The organism is Mitsuaria sp. TWR114, from assembly GCF_007997345.1.
On record NZ_VOSR01000893.1, the window covers coordinates 1 to 1,517 of the forward strand.

At 72.1% G+C, this 1,517-nt stretch carries 2 protein-coding genes; both read left to right on the top strand.

Annotated features, from left to right (window positions below; genetic code table 11):
• On the top strand, window positions 1-676 hold a 676-nt coding region (locus tag FUT87_RS25415), incomplete at its 5' end, for a filamentous hemagglutinin N-terminal domain-containing protein (protein ID WP_147242804.1).
• The coding region (locus FUT87_RS25420) for a hypothetical protein (RefSeq protein ID WP_222617289.1) at window positions 640-1,517 on the top strand (878 nt) is incomplete at its 3' end. The genes FUT87_RS25415 and FUT87_RS25420, both read left to right, overlap by 37 nt.

A 1,517-nucleotide genomic window follows, 5' to 3' on the forward strand; every position in this document is an offset into this window, starting at 1 on the left:
CAGCGCGGCCGGCGTCTCGCGCAACACCTACAGCCAGTTCGACGTCGACCGGCAGGGCGTGATCCTGAACAACTCGCGCACCGATGCCAGCACGCAGCTGGGCGGTTTCGTGCAGGGCAATCCGTGGCTGGCCAAGGGCAGCGCGCGCGTGATCCTCAACGAGGTCAACAGCAGCGCGCCCAGCCAGCTCAAGGGCTACGTGGAAGTGGCGGGGCAGCGGGCCGAGGTGATCATCGCCAACCCCGCCGGCATCCAGGTGGACGGCGGCGGCTTCATCAACGCCAGCGCCGCGGTGCTGACGACGGGCACGCCGCGCTTCAACGCCGACGGCAGCATCGCCGGCTACGGCGTGCAGGGCGGGCTGATCCGCATCGACGGGCAAGGGCTGGATGGCTCGCAGACGGACTACACCGCGCTGCTGGCGCGGGCGGTGGAACTCAACGCGGGCCTGTGGGCCAAGGACGCGCGCATCCAGACCGGCACGCAGGTGATGACGGTCGAAGGCGCGGCCGCCGGCAACGGCGCGGGCGAAGCGCTGACGCCGAGTGGCGAGCGGCCGCGCTATGCGCTGGACAGCACCGCGCTGGGCGGCATCTATGCACAGCGGATCACGCTGGTCGGCACCGAAGCCGCCTGGGCGTGCGCCAGGCCGGACAGATCGTCGGTGGGCAGCTGACGCTGCGCGCCGATGGCTGGCTGGACAACACGGGCACCGTCTACGCGCAAGAGGCCGATGCCAACGGCACGCCGTCGCTGACGGTGCAGTCCAACGCCGGCGTGCGCAACGCGGGATGGCTCGCTTCGCGTGGGAGCGTGGACGTCAAGGCGCCGCAGCTGAGCGGCGAAGCCGGCAGCGCGACCGTTGCCGGCATGACCTCGGATGGCGCGATCGTTGCCGGAGCCGGCAGCCTGTCGCTGACCGCCTCCCAGTCGGCGACGCAGCTGGGCCAACTGCTCGCGGGCGACGGCATGGCCGTGCAGGCGCCGACCATCACCGCCGATGGCGCGCGCCTCGCGAGCAACGGCGCCGCGCTGACGATCACCGCCGATGCCTTCAGCGCCCAGGGCGCCAGCATCGAGCAGTACGGCACTGGTGGACTCGCGCTGGACGCCCGTGCGCTCACGCTGACCGGCGCGACGCTCTTGTCCAATGGCGCACTGTCCGCGCGCTCGGCGCAGCTGATGCTCGATGGCGCCGATGTTCAGGCGCTGTCGATCTCGCTGAAGGCCGACGGCACGCTGAGCCAGCAACGCGCGTCGCTGCGCTCGGCCGGTGCCGCGACGCTGAGCGCGGACCGCATCGACAACCGCGACGCGCGCGTCGCCGCCGATGGCGGCGTGACGCTGCAGGCAGGCACCGAGCTGCGCAACGATCGCGGCGAGCTGAACGCCGCCGCGGGCGGCATCGTGATCCAGGGCCAGGCCGACGTGGTCAACACCGCGGGCGCGATCGCGGCACGCGACGGCATCTCCGTGGAAGCGCGCTCGCTCGTGCAGGAGCAGGGCGGGTCGATCGA